The organism is Paracidovorax cattleyae (assembly GCF_900104515.1).
Lineage (GTDB): Bacteria > Pseudomonadota > Gammaproteobacteria > Burkholderiales > Burkholderiaceae_C > Paracidovorax > Paracidovorax cattleyae.
The window spans coordinates 37,089-50,566 of the sequence record NZ_FNJL01000036.1; the positions used below are offsets into that span (position 1 = coordinate 37,089).

21 protein-coding genes are annotated in these 13,478 nt (G+C 60.4%); 18 read left to right on the forward strand and 3 right to left on the reverse strand.

Annotated features, from left to right (window positions below):
* Positions 1 to 43: 43 nt before the first annotated feature.
* On the forward strand, positions 44 to 256 hold the full coding sequence (locus BLR05_RS22220; RefSeq protein WP_092839065.1) for a plasmid-related protein: 213 nt from the start codon (positions 44 to 46) through the stop codon (positions 254 to 256).
* 10 nt (positions 257 to 266) lie between these two features.
* Positions 267 to 1,139: a plasmid replication initiator TrfA gene (gene trfA / locus BLR05_RS22225; protein WP_092839068.1), complete on the forward strand. Its 873-nt coding sequence runs from the start codon at positions 267 to 269 to the stop codon at positions 1,137 to 1,139.
* Positions 1,140 to 1,290: 151 nt separating this feature from the next.
* Here the strand turns inward: trfA and BLR05_RS26675 are convergent, their stop codons facing one another.
* Positions 1,291 to 1,470: a hypothetical protein gene (locus BLR05_RS26675; protein WP_167361324.1), complete on the reverse strand. Its 180-nt coding sequence runs from the start codon at positions 1,468 to 1,470 to the stop codon at positions 1,291 to 1,293.
* On the opposite strand from BLR05_RS26675, the gene trbJ reads away from it, so the two are divergent.
* The 11 genes from trbJ (at position 1,469) to BLR05_RS22270 (ending at position 8,109) form a co-directional block, all read left to right on the forward strand.
* A complete protein-coding gene (gene trbJ, locus BLR05_RS22230; RefSeq protein ID WP_167361325.1) occupies positions 1,469 to 2,164 on the forward strand; it encodes a P-type conjugative transfer protein TrbJ in 696 nt (231 codons plus the stop codon). The two genes, BLR05_RS26675 and trbJ, sit on opposite strands and share 2 nt — an antisense overlap.
* Positions 2,165 to 2,178: 14 nt before the next feature.
* A complete protein-coding gene (locus BLR05_RS22235) occupies positions 2,179 to 2,397 on the forward strand; it encodes a hypothetical protein (RefSeq protein WP_092839074.1) in 219 nt (72 codons plus the stop codon).
* The gene (locus tag BLR05_RS22240) at positions 2,390 to 2,623 is read left to right on the forward strand and encodes a hypothetical protein (protein ID WP_092839077.1); all 234 of its coding nucleotides are present in this window, start codon (positions 2,390 to 2,392) and stop codon (positions 2,621 to 2,623) included. The genes BLR05_RS22235 and BLR05_RS22240 overlap by 8 nt, the downstream gene beginning before the upstream one ends.
* Before the next feature lie 2 nt (positions 2,624 to 2,625).
* Positions 2,626 to 4,395, forward strand: a complete 1,770-nt coding sequence (locus BLR05_RS22245) for a type IV secretion system protein (protein WP_092839080.1) — start codon at positions 2,626 to 2,628, stop codon at positions 4,393 to 4,395.
* 11 nt (positions 4,396 to 4,406) lie between these two features.
* Positions 4,407 to 4,820, forward strand: a complete 414-nt coding sequence (locus BLR05_RS26140; protein ID WP_143015977.1) for a hypothetical protein — start codon at positions 4,407 to 4,409, stop codon at positions 4,818 to 4,820.
* Entirely contained in the window at positions 4,817 to 5,203 is a 387-nt protein-coding gene (locus tag BLR05_RS22250; RefSeq protein WP_143015978.1) for a carbon-nitrogen hydrolase family protein, read from the forward strand. Before BLR05_RS26140 ends, BLR05_RS22250 begins: the two co-directional genes overlap by 4 nt.
* Positions 5,200 to 5,988 carry a carbon-nitrogen hydrolase family protein gene (locus BLR05_RS22255; RefSeq protein WP_092839086.1) on the forward strand — a complete coding sequence of 263 codons (789 nt, stop codon included), beginning with the start codon at positions 5,200 to 5,202 and terminating at the stop codon, positions 5,986 to 5,988. The genes BLR05_RS22250 and BLR05_RS22255 overlap by 4 nt, the downstream gene beginning before the upstream one ends.
* Before the next feature lie 49 nt (positions 5,989 to 6,037).
* Positions 6,038 to 6,367: a hypothetical protein gene (locus BLR05_RS26145; protein ID WP_143015979.1), complete on the forward strand. Its 330-nt coding sequence runs from the start codon at positions 6,038 to 6,040 to the stop codon at positions 6,365 to 6,367.
* 425 nt (positions 6,368 to 6,792) lie between these two features.
* A complete protein-coding gene (locus tag BLR05_RS22260; protein WP_143015980.1) occupies positions 6,793 to 7,410 on the forward strand; it encodes a CopG family ribbon-helix-helix protein in 618 nt (205 codons plus the stop codon).
* 2 nt (positions 7,411 to 7,412) lie between these two features.
* Positions 7,413 to 7,742, forward strand: a complete 330-nt coding sequence (locus BLR05_RS22265) for a hypothetical protein (protein WP_092839091.1) — start codon at positions 7,413 to 7,415, stop codon at positions 7,740 to 7,742.
* A 61-nt stretch (positions 7,743 to 7,803) separates the two neighbouring features.
* Positions 7,804 to 8,109: a type II toxin-antitoxin system HicB family antitoxin gene (locus tag BLR05_RS22270; RefSeq protein WP_092839094.1), complete on the forward strand. Its 306-nt coding sequence runs from the start codon at positions 7,804 to 7,806 to the stop codon at positions 8,107 to 8,109.
* A 30-nt stretch (positions 8,110 to 8,139) separates the two neighbouring features.
* Here BLR05_RS22270 and BLR05_RS27785 read toward each other — a convergent pair whose 3' ends face one another.
* Entirely contained in the window at positions 8,140 to 8,646 is a 507-nt protein-coding gene (locus tag BLR05_RS27785; protein WP_092839096.1) for a hypothetical protein, read from the reverse strand.
* A 70-nt stretch (positions 8,647 to 8,716) separates the two neighbouring features.
* A complete protein-coding gene (locus BLR05_RS22280) occupies positions 8,717 to 9,679 on the reverse strand; it encodes a FitA-like ribbon-helix-helix domain-containing protein (RefSeq protein WP_092839099.1) in 963 nt (320 codons plus the stop codon).
* A gap of 163 nt (positions 9,680 to 9,842) precedes the next feature.
* Between BLR05_RS22280 and BLR05_RS22285 the strand changes: the two genes are divergently transcribed.
* The 5 genes from BLR05_RS22285 to BLR05_RS22305 form a co-directional block, all read left to right on the forward strand.
* Positions 9,843 to 10,220 (forward strand): type II toxin-antitoxin system RelE/ParE family toxin, encoded by a 378-nt coding sequence (locus BLR05_RS22285; protein WP_092839102.1) that lies wholly within the window; start codon positions 9,843 to 9,845, stop codon positions 10,218 to 10,220.
* Positions 10,201 to 10,536, forward strand: coding sequence for a helix-turn-helix domain-containing protein (locus tag BLR05_RS22290; RefSeq protein WP_092839105.1), 336 nt, complete (start codon positions 10,201 to 10,203; stop codon positions 10,534 to 10,536). The genes BLR05_RS22285 and BLR05_RS22290 overlap by 20 nt, the downstream gene beginning before the upstream one ends.
* Positions 10,537 to 10,558: 22 nt before the next feature.
* Positions 10,559 to 11,236, forward strand: a complete 678-nt coding sequence (locus BLR05_RS22295; RefSeq protein ID WP_143015981.1) for a hypothetical protein — start codon at positions 10,559 to 10,561, stop codon at positions 11,234 to 11,236.
* A complete protein-coding gene (mauJ, locus tag BLR05_RS22300) occupies positions 11,233 to 12,660 on the forward strand; it encodes a methylamine utilization protein MauJ (protein WP_143015982.1) in 1,428 nt (475 codons plus the stop codon). The genes BLR05_RS22295 and mauJ overlap by 4 nt, the downstream gene beginning before the upstream one ends.
* Before the next feature lie 395 nt (positions 12,661 to 13,055).
* The coding region (locus BLR05_RS22305) for an Arm DNA-binding domain-containing protein (protein WP_244160152.1) at positions 13,056 to 13,478 on the forward strand (423 nt) is incomplete at its 3' end.

Below are 13,478 nucleotides of genomic sequence, written 5' to 3' on the forward strand. Positions count from 1 at the left end.
ACGGCATTCTTCAAGCCGTTATCGAACGCATGGAATCGTAGTTATGCAGATAGAAGAGGCTTTGACCAAGCAATACGGACCGCTGTTGAGCATCAATCAGCTGGCAAAAGTGCTCGACCGATCCGCAGAGGGCTTGCGCCTCAGCCTGCGAACGGACTCTGAGTGGGCGCGGCCGATTAATGCCGCGAAGCTGAAGCTCGGTCGGCGGGTTTACTTCCGCACGGCGGAAATCGCCAAAGTCCTCAGCGGCGAGTGAGGCGGCTTCCATGTCTTCGCCGCTGTTCTCGCGATTTCCAACCTTGGCCGCACGCGCGGCCGAGGCGCAATCGCGCATCGAAGCACAGTGCGAGGCCATCACACCGCAGCAGCTCTTCCTGCCTGGCCTTGAAGACTTCATGCGAGCCATGCCGAATCACATCGCCCGTTCCAGCCTATTCGCGCCGGTCGCGCGTGGCCGCAAGCGCATCCACAAGGACATGATTCTTGTAAGCCGCGCCGATGCCGTCATCAAGTTCTGGGGCGAGCAACTGGACGAAAGCCAGGCGGACGTTTGGATGCAGGCCATGCACGAGGCCAGCCGCAGGCCGCTGGGCGAGCCCGTGGTCATCAAGCGGGCCAAGTTCCTGCGCGACATCGGGAGGCAGACCGGCAACTACGAATACAAGTGGCTGAACCGGACCATGCAGACGCTGACCTTCGCGATGCTGGTGATCGAGGTTCGCGCCAAGGACGGCAAGCCGAAGCTGTCGGTCGGAAAGAACCGCGCGCTTCACATGATCGAAGGCTTCGACTACGACGACGAGGCCGAAGCGTACACGCTGCGCATCGATCCTCGTTGGCGAGTCATGTTCGGCAATCGCGAGTTCGCCCTGATTGATTGGGAGAAGCGCAAGCGCTTCGGGGCACGCCAAGACATGGCGAAGGCGCTGCAGCGCCTGGCCGCCACCTCGGACGAGAGCATCCAGCGTTACGCCCTCGACTGGCTCAAGGAAAAGCTGGAATACACCGGCCGCATGCGTGACTTCGTGGACGCCATGGGCCGTGCGATGCGCGAGCTTGAACGGCTCGAAATCATCGCCGGCGGCCGCATCGAGTCCAGCACCAAGGGGCGCACCCAAGCGGTGTGGACAAAGCTATGAGCGCCATCGGGGTTACGTCGCGCCCTCGTCGGGGTTACGTCGCGCTTTATCGGGGCTACGTCGCCACTTTTCGGGGTTACGTCGCGCAGCACGCGCGCAACCCATTGTCGGCATTGAGTTTTTCAGCTCGTTTTTGCCCTCTACCTTCTTTCTACCTTTCTTCTACCGGAAGAGGGCTGTGGGTAAGTGCCGTCAGCGATCCGTCTTCGCCGGTTGTGCCGTCATCAAGCCGGCGAGGAATTTCATTGATGACGCCAAAAGGAGAAATAGCAATGCGCAACGCAACAGCACGTCGGGCCGTCTTGGCCGCGCTCGCCGGCAGCATGGTCATGTCCGCCGCCAACGCGGGCAGCGTGGCCGGCAACGGTGGGGCCACGGAAGTGACGCAGATTCTGAACAACGTCGAGCTGGTTCAGCAGTCGGCCCAGATGTACCAGCAGGTACAGCAGACGCTGCAGCAAGTTCAGATGATGCAGTCTCAGCTGAAGAACTTGCTCACAGCCCCGCAGCAGCTATGGGGCCAGGCACAGCAGGACCTGATCCAGCTGACGCAGCTGGTGAGCCAGACGCAGGCCATCGGCTACGCGGCTGCCAACGTGGACCAGCAGTTTCGCCAAGCCTTCCCCGGCTTCGCCGCGAGCGCCGGAAATACGACCTACGGAGCCAAGTACAAGGACCTGATAACGAAGGCAATGGGCGGCCTCAATTCGGCCCTGCAGGGTGCCGGATTGAACGCCAGGCAGTTCGACAGCGAGCGCAGCGCCATCGCGCAGATTCAAGGCATGTCGGGCAGCTCTGAAGGTGCTCTGCAGGCAGTGCAGGCCGGCAACATGATCGCCAGCCAGACGGTGGACCAGCTGCAGAAGATGCGCCAGTTGCTGCAGACGCAGGCCCAAGCCGAAGCGAACTACCTGGGCATGCAGGCGCAGGTACAGGCCGACCAGACCGACGCGCTGCAAACCATGCTGAAGCAAGGCGACGGGACCGTGCGCCGGTCCGGTCAAAGCGGCTTCCGTGGCTACTGAGAGGGACATCGACCATGAAGCTAAATAACGCACAGAAGCGGGCCGCGTCCTTCGTCGCCGCCGTCCTGGTGGTCATGCTCGGCTCGATGCTCTTCGAGCCTGCACGCCAGGCGATTACTTCAACCGTCGCCGCGGCCGCCCTGCTGGGCCTGCCTGTGGCCTGCGTGTTCCTGGTCGCTTTCACCAGCGGCCGCGCGAACAAGCCAACCCATCAGGAGACTGACCATGCGTAAGACCAACATCGTCGGCGCGCTGGTCCTGGTCGCTTTGGCCGCCGGCCTGGCCGGCTGCGGCGACAAAGCGGCCGAGGAAGCCGCTGCACGCCAGAAGGCACAAGACCAAGCCCTGCAAATGATGCTCAAGCAGTGTGGCAACGCGCCGGCCAGCGGAGCCAGCGCCCCCACCGACTGCAAGCACACCGTGCGCAAGGCCGGCGAATCCGGCATGAAGGGGTATTGACCATGAAGCATCGCAACCTGTGGCTATTGGTGGCGGGCCTCTTGATGGTCCTGGCCGCTCCCGCGTTCGCCGATACCGGCGGCTATGACGTGGGCAACATCATGGACAAGTACCAAACTGCAGCCCAGCAGTTCGGTACAGCCATTTCCAGCGCGGCGCTGAAGGTGTGCTTCACCCTCTTCACGATTGACCTGCTGTGGACCGTCTTGGGGAAGCTCATCAAGGGCGGCGACACCGTTGAAATCGGGGTGGCGATCATCTTCCGCATCATGTGGATGAGCCTGGTTCTGTGGGTGATGCAAAACCCGTCCGTGCCGATGGCCTTCGTCAATGGGTTCATCCAGCTTGGCAAGACCGGGGCCAACGTCAGCGCGATCAGCCCCGGCGATGTGTTTTGGCAGGGCGTGGACCTGGTGAACGTGATGATCAACAGCTTCGCGGATAACGCCACGGTCGCCGGCGTGCCCGTGCCTGCTGGCATCGCTGCGATGGCTAACCCGTTCGCGGCCGTTCTCATCGGGACGGCGCTGCTGGTCATCATCATTTGCTATGCCATGTTGGCCGCACAGTTCGCGGTCGCCTGGATTCAGCTGTGGTTCTACATGGCCGTGTATCCGATGATGCTCGCTTTTGGGGTCACCAAGTGGAGCAAGGACCTGGCGATGAAGGTCTTCACGACTCCCCTGGTCTATGGCGTCCGGTTCCTGGCGATTTACTTCATCGTCGCCGTGGGTCACACCTTGGCCGCTGACTTCGGCAACGAAATTTCCCAGCTCTCGCTGACGAACCTGAAGCCGATTTGGACGGTGCTGGCCGGCTCTGTGCTGCTCTTCATGTTGACCATGAAGGTTCCCACCTTGGCGTCCGACCTGTTGAGCGGCAGCGCATCCTTGTCGGCGGGTGACGGCGCGGCCGGTGCCCTGGCTGCAGGCGGTGCCATCGGCGCGACGGCCGGCGCTCTGTACGCTGGCGGCTCGACGGTTGCGAATGGCCTGGCCGGTGCGATCCGCGCCGGTCAATCGGCCATCACGCAAGCCCGCGAGAAAGGCGCAACGGGCATTGTCTCAACGGCGGCCGGCGCGACGGGTGCTGTCGGTAGCGCCATGGCGGAAGCTGCAGGCGAGAAGATCAAGGGACTTGGATCTGAGTCTGCCGGCGGCCGCCTGGCCGAACGCATCGACAACCGGACCGCATCCATCCGCGAATCCAATGCAGCGGCCAGCGTGTCCGCGCCTACCGTCGCCGGCGGCCAACCTCCCGCACCTGGCGGCCAGTCACCAGCCACCAGCGAAAGCACGGGCAGCACGGCCGCCCCAGCAGCGCCGGTCGATAGCGCGGGATCAGCAGCGCAAGCTGAAGCCACGCGGCCAACCCCTGCAGCGCCATCAGCGGCCGCTGCAGCTCCCGCGCAGCCTGCCGCACCGGCCAGCAGCGTCATCGACACAAGCGGCGACATTGCGGCCGCCAAGGCGGCCCGCGATGCCGGCCAGGCGGGCATGCCTGCGGCTCCTTCACCCGCGCCCACCCCTGCAGCGCCGGCACCAGTGCCCGAGTCTGCAGCTACGGAAGCGACACCGGCACCAGGTGCCAGCGCTCCCGAGGCCAGCAGCTCGCAGCCCCCAGCACCCGGCCAGGACCAGCAGCAGCCAGAAGCGCCCAAGCCAGAAACGTCGATGGCGATGGCGGCCGCGCAAAAGGCGGTCAGCGAATTGGAGAAGACTGGCGGCCAGACCGGCGGCAGCGTCACCATCAGCCACGGCGGGCATGAGTGAGGACCCCGACCATGCCGAAATTCAAACTCAATCGGGCCAGCTTCACCGCTGAAAACTGCGTGGACGGCGTGCTGGTCAATCCGACCTTGCCCAAGCTCTTCGACCAGACGCCTAACGAAGACAGGCCGCCGGCGCAAGCCAAGTGGTGGAACCTGCCGTATGTCGTCACCATGACCGTTGAAGAGTGGGACCGCATGTATGCGGAGCGCACCGACGAATACGCCGACGCCGGCCGCAAGAATTGGGCCGAAGCCCGACCGAAGTGGATGCAAGCCTGGCCGAGTGGCACGCGCTACGAGACGCGATGCCTTGACGGCGGAGCGTGGGACCGCTCGACCAGTTGGGGCATGTTCGCAACCTTGGAAGAAGCATTGGCATGCGCTCGCGCCGGGTCAGGGTGGCGGCGATGGGGAAGCGCGGCATGACGCGCAGCCTTCTCCTGGCGGTTGCAGGCGCGCTATGCGGCTTCGCGTGGGGCCATGAGGGCCTGACCTGGCTGACAGGTTTCGCGGCCCTTGTCCCGGTTCTCTGGAGCCTGGCGTGTTCGCGGTGGTGGGCCGGCGCGACAACGCTGGCCTACTACCTGGCCGCCAGTCGTGGCCTGCCATTCGGGGCGGGCATCTTCTTCGCGGAGTCGGCCCCCTCGTGGTTCAGTTGGGCGCTGTGGCTGGTCGCCGGCGTGGTCAATGCGTTGCCCTGGCTTCTCCTTTGGAGTGAAACCCCACGCCGACAGGCGTGGACACTACCGGCTGCGCTCGCGCTGACGGCGGTGCCACCGATTGGCTTCATCGGCTGGGTGAACCGATGACGGCCGCCGGCGTCCTCTTCCCTGACCTTGGATTCGTCGGCTTACTCTGTCTTGTGGCGGGCTTCGTCTTGATCGTGCTGCGGTATTGGTCGGCGGTCGCGGCCCTGGCCAGCATGGCAGTGGTTGCCAACCTCGTCATGCTGCAGGCGAGGCCGGCCTGGGCGGACACCTGGTCGGGGTATGACACCGCTTTTGCGCGACTGCAGACGGCCGCCGCGCCGAATTTCATGGCAGAGGGCCAGCGCATGGCGCAGGTCTTCATGCTGGCCGCCCAGCTTGAACCTGGGCGCGTGCTGGTCCTACCGGAAACCGTGCTGCCGCGTGTACGCCAAGGAAATGACTTCAACGCCTTGATGCTGGCCGACGTGTCGGCACAGCTCAGGGCCAAGGGCAGCGCGATGCTGGTGGGGGCCGAAATGTCTATTCCCGGTCGCCCGATACGCAATGTTTTGATCGCCGTGGGTGTCGATGCCGGCCCGCTGGTCCAGCGTGTGCCAGTGCCCATTGGCATGTGGCGGCCCTGGGCTTCTGACTCCATCGCCGCCGACCCCTTTGGCAGTGGCATCGGCTTGGTCGCTGGCCGGCGTGTCGCCTACTCGATTTGCTACGAGCAGCTACTGACCTTTCCCATCTTGGTCAGCATGGCAAATCGCCCGGATGTGATCGTCGGCGCAGCGAACGATTGGTGGGCAAGAGACACCAGCATTCCCACCATTCAAGGCCAGGCGCTCGATGTTTGGGGGAGGTTATTCGGTCTGCCGGTAATTCGGGCGACGAACATTTGAAACGTGATCGTCGAGGTGAATTTCTGCTGACTACGTCAGCGTAATTGAAATGGATTTCGCTGATTCAGTCAGCACATTTGAAGGAGATGGAATGAGGAAAAGTCAAAAGATCGGTGGCTTCTCGGTTGAAGCCATGCCGGTCGGCTCTGGTTCGCAAATTGAATGGTCTGTCTGGCTGTCCGATCTGCCCTATGTCCGGGCATCCGCGCCCAGCCTGGCCGACGCGAAGAAGGCACTTGAAGAGCGGTGGAAGCAGCTGGTCGCTGCCTATCGGTCCGCCGGTGAACCTGTACCACGCCCGATTCGGCGGCGGGGCAATCGACGGATTCTGGACACGATCAACAAGCTCGGGAGCCTGCGCTGCGGGCAGATTTTTTGATTGGCATGAAGGCCCCAACATGCAGTGCATTCGCAGTGGACCTGTAGTGCTTTTGCAGTGGACATGCAGTGTTTCTGTAGTGCCACATCAACACACTGCACGTTCACGCCATATTCACTGCAATTCCACTGCAAGAAAACCACATGCCACGCCGAGCGCTGGTCAATCCATTTGGCGTACTTCTGACGTAGTTGTGACGCATTTTCGACGTAGGGCTGGCGAAAGAGTGACGCAACGCGCAGGAACCCGGAAATGCAATGCGCTCACCCGGAAGACAGTGCTGAGTGGAACATAAAGGGGTATTGCGCTGCAGGGGTGTTTTTTGGTGTTTTTCGTTGCGGGACAAGGCTTAGAAGCGTCCTGCACTTTGTAGATACGTGTTGCGTTCGCAGGACGCGCCCGCAACACAGATGAAAGGGGGCCACATGGCCGCAAAACGAACTTATTCGGTCCGGCTCGAAGACGAGCAGCGCCAACAGCTGGAAGCCAGAGCCGAAGCCATCGGCTTGCCAACAGGGCACCTCATCCGGTCGGCGATTGCCGACTTCCTGCGGCAGCAGGAAGAGAAGGACTACCTGGCCGACGTGGAGGCGCGCATTGCCACCGCGATCAACCGGCTGGCTCGCCAGGTGGAGAAGGACCGCGCCGAACAGCAAATGGTCCTCGGCGTTCTCGACTACGTGCGGGAATGGCTGTCCTTCACGTTGCCGCCGCCAGCGGACAAGGACGCGGCAAACGCACTGATGAAAGAGCGGAACAAGAATTTCCTTGCTCGATTGCCGCTGCACTTCACCACGGGCAGCAAGGCCAAGGTGACGACATACATGGAAACCAAGACAACCGAAGCCGAGCCGTGCCCTATATGTGCAACCGGAATTCTCAGGCCGAAAGAAGGTCGGCAGGGCCTGTTTTGGTACTGCACCAACTGGAATGCGTCGCCGAAGTGTGAGGCGACTTTCCCGGACGCCGGTGGTTGGCCTCAATTGCCCGTTGGTGATTCGAGCGACGGCCAGGCGGCATCTTCAATCAACCAGGAGTCATGAACATGCAAACCACGATCTATTCCGCAATGGCGATGCTGACCAGCGCCACATCCATCAAACACATACTCGATGATGACGCTGAGGAATTGAGCTGCGGCCAGGTGCACTATGCCTTGGAGCTGGACGGCCGAATCTTCTTGGTCTGGAACGACATGGACAGCGGGTTGATGATCGTTTCACCTATCGAGCATTGGGACTTGGAAAACCTGCTCGATGCAATCGATGACCCTGTGCCGGTGCTGTCGTTCAGCGAGATCACCGCACGGGCGTTGGGCAAGGTGGCGGGGCAGACGATTGCAGCGTCCGTCCCGCCGGACAAGACGACCCATTGAGTGAGGCACCTATGGCCCAACGAACATACACCATAAACGCTTTAATGGGGGAGGGGTAACGATGTTCTTCCTGACCTACGTAATGGCCCAGGACGCGGGCGGCCTTCGCGTGATCCTTCCTGACTTCGATCTGCAGGCGAGCGCGGCCGCTGTCGTAGAGGTACCTGACCGCCTTCAGGAGGCTATTGCTCAACGCTACGAGGGAAACGCCCCGAAGTCCTCGCGCCTTGAGGACCTACAGGCTGATGAGCGCTTTCGTGACGGCTGGTGGCTCTGGCTCAATATCGACGTGGACGACCTCGGTCGCCGGCGTCGAAAACGAAAGACGGAGCGCGCAGCCGCCCATCGGATTCGACCGGGCAGATAGGTCGCACTGTCACAGGCGCAGGAATGGCGCTCAGGCACGTGCCTTATTCTGGGTCGGGATGCGAGTGTGCGAGACCGCACCATCGGGTGTGATCGTGAATTTCATGTCGGATTCGCGGTACGTGTTGGCGGTAATGCCGCAATACAACGAATCGAACAACCACGTCGCCATCAGCATTTGGATAATCGCCTTGCTTACATCGGCATGCTCGCCCGTGTTAACGGCCTTTACAACTTCGCCGCCGAAGAACGACACGGCTCCTGCAGTCCACTCCGAACCCATATCGCGGGCGCTTTGTTCGCGGGACTTGGAAATCTCGAACAGGTTTTCAACATCGAATTGGTCTTCGCTTTGGAAATGCGGCTCCCCATTCGTATTGAGTACAAGTGTTGTTACTTTCATAATGACTTGGGTGATGTCAGCCAGACGGGTACGCACCTGTTCAGCGGTAACGGCGCGGCGAGGGTCGGCTTTCAGTGCATCAAAGGCCGGGCCTACTTCTGCATTTAGCCAAGCTTCCTTGGCTTCCTTCCTCATGGTTCACTCCTTTGCTAAATTCTCAGAACACCTCACATGCCGCCCATGATGGTCTTGTACCCGGCATGGGTTAATTGTCACTGCAAGCCATCGTTGTTGCGCCTTGACGAATCTGCGTGCGCAGTTCGTTCAGATGTGTCCGGGCCGAGATTACTCGCTCTATGCGCTCGTACAGCGATTTCCAACCCGGCCAGTAGTGATGCTTCGGTGCCATCTCGCGATCCCATATGTCCTCCCACCACATAGACCGAGATTCCTCCTTGAGTAGGGACCCAGGATGGGTATTCCCCTTGGTCAATTGCTCGATGTCGTCAGGCCGCAGTTGGTAACCCAGGACCATGATGCCGCTACCCATCGCGGTGTAGCGCTTGTACAGAAGTTCGAGCGTCACGATTAGCGCGGCCAGAGATGCTTCACCACCAGCACCAATCTCCTCTGATACATGAATCGGCGTGTAGAACGTCCGAAAGTACCCCTTGTCGGATTCCTTCACGATGTACAGACCGCCAGTGGGATTGGCGGCTCGGATCAGGTGCAAGGTCTTGAGCGTGCCATCAGACTGGCCGTTGGCCAGGTCCCAACGCAGAAGCCAGTCAACGGCTTCGAAAGGGTTCTCAGACAAGCGCTCGTATTCGGGGGGATAGAGCGCCTTGTCGCCATGTTTGAGCCAGTCTGAATCGACACCCAGGAAGATCGCGATGGCTGACAGTTGGGAAAAGCTCGGCTCCTTTTCCCCAAGAAACCAGTCCTCGACATCCTCCGCTCGCTCCTCCTGAATGGCCTCAGCGATGTGTGATGGAGTGAGCTTCGGGCCGCGTCGGCCGGCGTTGACCTGCGTCAGCATCCGATTGAGACGCTCTGCGACTTCCTTGCGGCGCGTGTTCCGACCGTCTTGAACCAACAACGGGTCAACCCATGCTCGCAGGGCCTGTCGAGCTTCGGCCTCGGTTGAGCGGTCGTGGAGGTCCGCCAGTGTTTCCAGTGCACGAAAGATCTGGCTGGGTATGTTTCGAATCGCGATCTTGCTGAACATGATGGCTCCGTGCGTTGATTGTTCAAAATGATATCATAATGAATGGATGGTGCAAGACGTATATTTAATGGCCTGTAGAGCAGGCGTTGCGTTGATGGACGGCATATGTCACTCGGTCCGTGTCCCGTTTGACTCTATATCTGAAATGGTATAGATTTGCGGCATGACAGAACAAGACAGGCTGCTGATCTGGGTCGGAGGAAGTAAACGAGACCTGATGGCGCTTCCTCTCGATGTGCGGAAGTTCTTTGGTCACGCCCTCGACTTCGCTCAGCGGGGCGATCAGCACGGTGCGGCAAAGCCGCTCAAGGGCTTCGGCGGTGCCGGCGTCCTTGAGATCGTCGAGGACGATGTCGGCGGTACGTACCGGGCCGTCTATACGGTGAAGTTCGCGGAAGCGGTGTTCGTCCTGCACTGCTTCCAGAAGAAGAGCAAGAGCGGGATCGCCACTCCGAAAGAGGACATGGACATCATTCGCGCCAGGCTGAAGGTAGCCGAGGCGCTGGCAAAGGAGCTACGACATGGCAAAGCGCATGATTGAAGGCATCGAGATCGAAACCGGCTCGGGTAACGTCTTCGCCGACCTCGGCCTAGCCGACGCAGAGAAGCTCAAGATCAAGTCCGGCCTAGTGATCGAGATCACCCGCGCCGTGCGTCGTCTCGGCTTGACCCAAGAAGAGGCTGGCCGGCGCATGGGAATCCCGCAACCGAAGGTGTCGGGAATGATGCGTGGCGACTTCGCCAACCTCTCCGAACGCAAGCTCATGGAGTGCCTGAATCGTCTCGGCTACGACATCGAAATCAAGGTGCGGCCGGCCGCCGAGCCGATCGGTCATCTGACGCTCGCGATCGCTTGATTTGAAGCTCATGACCAGGATCATGAACCATATCGACCTAGTGCTGTTCGCAGCACTGGTCGCGTTTGGCTGGTACGTCCTGGCATGCAGGCCCTGGGGGATCGGTCACGACCAAGCAGCGGCGGCCGGCCTTGCCGGTGCGCTGTTCGGTGGTGCTGCGCTCCTGTTGGGCAACTGGATCAATCGCGCCAACGACCGCTTCAAAGCCGCACAGGAGCAAGCCGGCCAAATCGAAAAGCTCAAGACCATGATCGCAGCCGAGTTGGTCGATGTGGCGTGTGGCCTGATGAGCGCCAAGCAGCTTGTCGATGCAGCCATCATCAGCGCGCGAGCTGGCGGCCAAGTGTCGGAGGCATTGGACATGAGCCCTTATCGGCCCCGTCAGATGCCTTTCACCGACAGCCTTGGCACGAAGCTACTTGTCTTTGAAAAGGGAGCGATCGACGCGATTGCGACCTTGCGATCGAATCTGGCTGTCACTCGGCAAGGCATGGACGAGGTGACGGCTGGCGCTCGCTTTGGCCTGCTGAAAGCGACCTCGCTATCAAACGGCCTGGGCCACGACATGACCGTACTGGCCGAGGTATTCACTCATATCGCACCGACTCGCAAGCTGCTCATCGCGGGCGCCGAACCGGAACTTGTGACCGAAATCCTGAAGCGAGCTGCCAAGCCGCCGGCCGAGCCTGTGCAGCTATGAAGACCCCCTACGTCCCGCATTTATTCGGCGCTGCTGCCCTAGACCGTATGAACGGCCGTCGGGGCTGGCTGTCTGTGGGTGTGGTTTCGTCGATTGCCTGGTCGCAGGAGGATGTCTGGATCGAGTACGACGGACATGAGTACTTCCTGCAAGGTGTGAAGCGCGAACAGGAAGGGGAGGTGCGCAGCGCGCCGGGCATCAGCACGCCTGCTGAGCAAGACAACAATGACGAGGTGATGGCGCGGCTATACCGCTTTACGTCCATCCTTGGCTTTTACAAGCGCGGTTATGTCGACATCACGAACCGGACCTGGGGGACCTTCATCATTCGCTATGGTGCCGTCCGGGACGTCTATACCGAGGTCATGCAGGGAGGCGCGCACGGCTTCGATTGCAACCACATGCCCATCATCGAGAACGACCAGGTACGCAAGGCGCTAGCGTTCCTACGCGAGGGCCGCCGTTTGAGCCGCGTTCATGACGCCTACAGCTTTCTGAGCTTCTTCAAGGTCATCGAAAGTCAAATGCCCAGCGAGAAGCGCGTCGAATGGGTTGGGAACAACCTGGACCAGTTGACGGAGGAGCGAGCCGTCAAGCGCATCAAGGAACTGCGCGACCAGGGCATCGATGTCAACAAGCATCTGTTCGATTCGGGCCGTTGCGCGGTGGCTCATGCGAGTCTCGGCAAGATCATTGTGGACCCCGATATTCCGGCTGATCGCCAGCGCATCGCAGCGGACTTGTGCATCATCGAGGCATTGGCCAACCGCTACATCAAGGTTGACGCCGGGGTGCCCGACGAGATGGATGTGTACTCGAACCGCGACCGGCTCACTCCGTGGTATCCGCTCATGACACCAGAAGCTGTGGAGACGCTCAAAGCTGGTGGCTGCGTCGAGGATGTCGCGCGGCTCGGGCGGCTTGAAGGGGCTACCGTTTCAGTGAACCTTTGGCCTCATCCACCAGCCGACCAGTTTCGGGAGATGACGCTGCTGCCTATCGACAACGGCGATGGTGTCCTGCGGTTCGTCACGATAAGCTCACGCGGCACCATCGTGCTTGCGTTTGCTATGGACGTGGCGAACGGAAAGCTGCATACGCTGCTCAATGAATGTGGTTTCCGACAGGGTGTGGAGATAAACGAGCAGGACATTGAGGACTTCACCCGGTACTTCCATAGTGTCATCGGCAACGGCATGGTGGAATTGCGTATCAAAGGTGTGGAGCCGATTGATTGCGAGGTCGTCATACCCGTCAACATCATTCCTCAAGTACCAGAAGAGGCAGTGCAGAGAGCCCTGGAGCAGTTCAGGCATAGCCGACAGCACGCGGAGGTGCCTACGCCCGCCGTGGCGCAGACTCAAGTTGACGATCAAGCGGGCGGCGACAGTCTCGGTAGGAGTGAAAGTGGTTCCACATCATGAACATGGCATTATTCATGGCATCGGATGCCGGAGTCATCCGTAAGTCATTGGCAATGAAGACATTTTTTGGTTTGTTTACAATTGAGTGGGAGTGATTTGACGTCCTTCACGGACTATCGCCAGCTATCGAAAAATTTCCGCAACCTGTTGATGTGAAAGGAAAAAGGTTGCGGATGCTATCGGTGACTATCGCCGGCTAGCAGAAAAATTTGACGGTATAGGTGGCGGTAAAAAACGCGGCCGGACTCAGTCGTTCTCATTCACTATCCAGACTTATACCGTCTTTGACGGTAAAAGTTTTCTCGGAAAAGCTTATTTCATACGGCTTTCCGGGCATCAGCAGGCCTCCAGGTCCCTGACGGTAAAAGCCGTCGGAAAAACCGGAGAAAACGTCGATGCTGACCGATGCTGCGCTACGAAATTTGAAGCCCAAGGCCAAGCCCTACAAGGCTTCTGACCGCGATGGGCTTTACGTGACGGTATTGCCGAGTGGTACCGTCACCTTCCGCTACGACTACCGGCTCAATGGCCGTCGCGAGACCTTGACCCTGGGGCGCTACGGCGCTGGCGGTATCTCGCTGGCGATGGCGCGTGAACTGCTACTGGAGGCGCGCAAATCGGTCCAGGCAGGCATCTCTCCCGCGATCGAGAAGCAGCGGGCCAAGCGGCGGGTTACCGCCATCAAGACCTTTGGGGCGGCGATGGATGCGTGGTTGGCCAATGCGAGGTTGGTGGATGACTTTAGCCGCGAGTGCGTGGACATCGCCGTGGATCACGGCATGGGTGTTAGCGCCGAAGTAAAACTGACCCACTGCGCC

What these genes read in the sequence shown, in the direction of transcription:
- BLR05_RS26675 (WP_167361324.1), bottom strand. Translation starts at nt 1,470, where the DNA reads ATGACCATGCTGCCGGCGAGCGCGGCCAAGACGGCCCGACGTGCTGTT.
- BLR05_RS26145 (WP_143015979.1), top strand. Translation starts at nt 6,038, where the DNA reads ATGGATTTCGCTGATTCAGTCAGCACATTTGAAGGAGATGGAATGAGG.
- BLR05_RS27785 (WP_092839096.1), bottom strand. Translation starts at nt 8,646, where the DNA reads ATGAGGAAGGAAGCCAAGGAAGCTTGGCTAAATGCAGAAGTAGGCCCG.
- trbJ (WP_167361325.1), top strand. Translation starts at nt 1,469, where the DNA reads ATGTCCGCCGCCAACGCGGGCAGCGTGGCCGGCAACGGTGGGGCCACG.
- BLR05_RS22270 (WP_092839094.1), top strand. Translation starts at nt 7,804, where the DNA reads ATGTTCTTCCTGACCTACGTAATGGCCCAGGACGCGGGCGGCCTTCGC.
- BLR05_RS22265 (WP_092839091.1), top strand. Translation starts at nt 7,413, where the DNA reads ATGCAAACCACGATCTATTCCGCAATGGCGATGCTGACCAGCGCCACA.
- BLR05_RS22235 (WP_092839074.1), top strand. Translation starts at nt 2,179, where the DNA reads ATGAAGCTAAATAACGCACAGAAGCGGGCCGCGTCCTTCGTCGCCGCC.
- BLR05_RS22220 (WP_092839065.1), top strand. Translation starts at nt 44, where the DNA reads ATGCAGATAGAAGAGGCTTTGACCAAGCAATACGGACCGCTGTTGAGC.
- BLR05_RS22255 (WP_092839086.1), top strand. Translation starts at nt 5,200, where the DNA reads ATGACGGCCGCCGGCGTCCTCTTCCCTGACCTTGGATTCGTCGGCTTA.
- BLR05_RS22295 (WP_143015981.1), top strand. Translation starts at nt 10,559, where the DNA reads ATGAACCATATCGACCTAGTGCTGTTCGCAGCACTGGTCGCGTTTGGC.
- BLR05_RS22285 (WP_092839102.1), top strand. Translation starts at nt 9,843, where the DNA reads ATGACAGAACAAGACAGGCTGCTGATCTGGGTCGGAGGAAGTAAACGA.
- BLR05_RS22280 (WP_092839099.1), bottom strand. Translation starts at nt 9,679, where the DNA reads ATGTTCAGCAAGATCGCGATTCGAAACATACCCAGCCAGATCTTTCGT.
- BLR05_RS22290 (WP_092839105.1), top strand. Translation starts at nt 10,201, where the DNA reads ATGGCAAAGCGCATGATTGAAGGCATCGAGATCGAAACCGGCTCGGGT.
- mauJ (WP_143015982.1), top strand. Translation starts at nt 11,233, where the DNA reads ATGAAGACCCCCTACGTCCCGCATTTATTCGGCGCTGCTGCCCTAGAC.
- BLR05_RS22240 (WP_092839077.1), top strand. Translation starts at nt 2,390, where the DNA reads ATGCGTAAGACCAACATCGTCGGCGCGCTGGTCCTGGTCGCTTTGGCC.
- BLR05_RS22245 (WP_092839080.1), top strand. Translation starts at nt 2,626, where the DNA reads ATGAAGCATCGCAACCTGTGGCTATTGGTGGCGGGCCTCTTGATGGTC.
- trfA (WP_092839068.1), top strand. Translation starts at nt 267, where the DNA reads ATGTCTTCGCCGCTGTTCTCGCGATTTCCAACCTTGGCCGCACGCGCG.
- BLR05_RS22250 (WP_143015978.1), top strand. Translation starts at nt 4,817, where the DNA reads ATGACGCGCAGCCTTCTCCTGGCGGTTGCAGGCGCGCTATGCGGCTTC.
- BLR05_RS22260 (WP_143015980.1), top strand. Translation starts at nt 6,793, where the DNA reads ATGGCCGCAAAACGAACTTATTCGGTCCGGCTCGAAGACGAGCAGCGC.
- BLR05_RS26140 (WP_143015977.1), top strand. Translation starts at nt 4,407, where the DNA reads ATGCCGAAATTCAAACTCAATCGGGCCAGCTTCACCGCTGAAAACTGC.